The 1,542-nt window shown below is 55.9% G+C and carries 2 protein-coding genes; both read left to right on the top strand.

Features of this window, described 5'->3' with window-relative positions; all coding sequences use genetic code 11:
- On the top strand, window positions 1-521 hold a 521-nt coding region (locus VLA04_01855), incomplete at its 5' end, for a serine hydroxymethyltransferase (GenBank protein HSI20440.1).
- A 17-nt stretch (window positions 522-538) separates the two neighbouring features.
- The coding region (locus tag VLA04_01850; protein ID HSI20439.1) for a threonine--tRNA ligase at window positions 539-1,542 on the top strand (1,004 nt) is incomplete at its 3' end.

The raw sequence follows: 1,542 nt of genomic DNA, 5'->3' as shown, positions 1-1,542 counted from the left end.
TCTGCCGGAAAGAATTTGCCAAGGCCATAGACCGGGCGGTTTTCCCTGGTACCCAGGGCGGCCCTCACATGCACACCATTGCCGCCAAGGCGTTGGCGTTGGAAGAGGCGCTTCACCCTTCGTTCCGTGAATACGCCCGCCAGACCGTCTCCAATGCGCGGGCCATGGCTATCCGCCTCCAACAGCAAGGCTTCCGCCTAGTGGGCGATGGTACGGACACGCACCTCTTCCTGCTAGACCTCCGCCCTGGGCCACTCCGCGGCAAAGAGGCACAACTCCTTTTGGAAGAGGTGGGCATTGTGTGCAACATGAACAGCCTGCCTTTTGATGACCAGCCACCCGCCAACCCTTCCGGGTTGCGCTTTGGTACGGCAGCAGTGACGACGCGAGGGATGAAAGAGGCGGAAATGGAGACACTTGCAGACTGTATCGCCTCAGTGCTCCGGGAACCAGAAACAACAGCCCAGGTGACCGAGAAAATCCGTACGTTAGCTAAAAAATTCCGCATCCCTGCCCGCTAGGCCACCACACAACTCCCATGAACGAAGTATCACCTGAACAGCTCCATAAAGTCCGTCACTCGCTTTCGCATATTTTGGCGATGGCCGTGCTGGAAGTTTTCCCAGAAGCCAAGCTGGCTATTGGCCCAGCCATCGACAATGGCTTTTACTATGATTTTGATTTGCCCCGCCCGGTAACGCCAGATGACCTGACTGACCTGCAGACCCGTATGGAAAGGCTGGTGAAAGAGCATGTGGAGTTCACGGTGAAGTCCTACAGCATTGAAGAAGGGCTTGCCATGGTTGCGGGACAGCCGTACAAGGAAGAGCTTATCCGCGACCTGGCAGCCGCCGGTGAAACCGAGGTGAGTTTTTACCGTTCCGGCAGTTTTGTAGACCTCTGCAAAGGCCCGCACGTTGCCGCCACCAATGAAATTCCTGACGGCTGCTTCAAGCTTTCCCATGTCTCCGGTGCCTATTGGCGTGGCGATGAAAAGCGCCCTATGCTCCAGCGCATCTATGGGTTGGCGTTTGAATCTGAGCAGGAGCTTTCCAACTACATCCAAATGATGGAGGAGGCTAAGAAGCGCGACCATCGTGTGCTGGGTCCGCAGCTTGGCATCTACATGATTTCTGAAGAAGTGGGGCCAGGCCTGCCGCTCTGGTTGCCGCGTGGCGAGACCATCAAGTACCTCCTGCAAGAGTACATGCGCAAAAAAGAAGAGGCACTTGGGTACCAGTATGTTGCCACCCCGGTCTTAGCCCACGAAAACCTCTACATCCGCTCGGGCCATGCCCAGTACTACAGTGAGGACATGTTCTCCTTGACCGATGAAGAGGGGAAGAAATTCTACCTCAAGCCAATGAACTGCCCGCACCACCATATGATTATGGAGAAGCTGGTGACCAGTTACCGCGACCTTCCGCTAAAACTGGCTGAAGCAGGCGGCATTTACCGCAACGAGTTGTCCGGTACCCTTACTGGGCTTATCCGTGTGCGCGGCCCTATTACCCAGAACGATTCCCATATTTACTGCACCCC

The sequence above is a fragment of the Verrucomicrobiia bacterium genome, from assembly GCA_035460805.1.
Lineage (GTDB): Bacteria > Patescibacteriota > UBA1384 > CAILIB01 > CAILIB01 > DATHWI01.
Note: the sequence above shows the minus strand (reverse complement) of the source record. Positions and strands in the feature narration are given on the sequence as shown.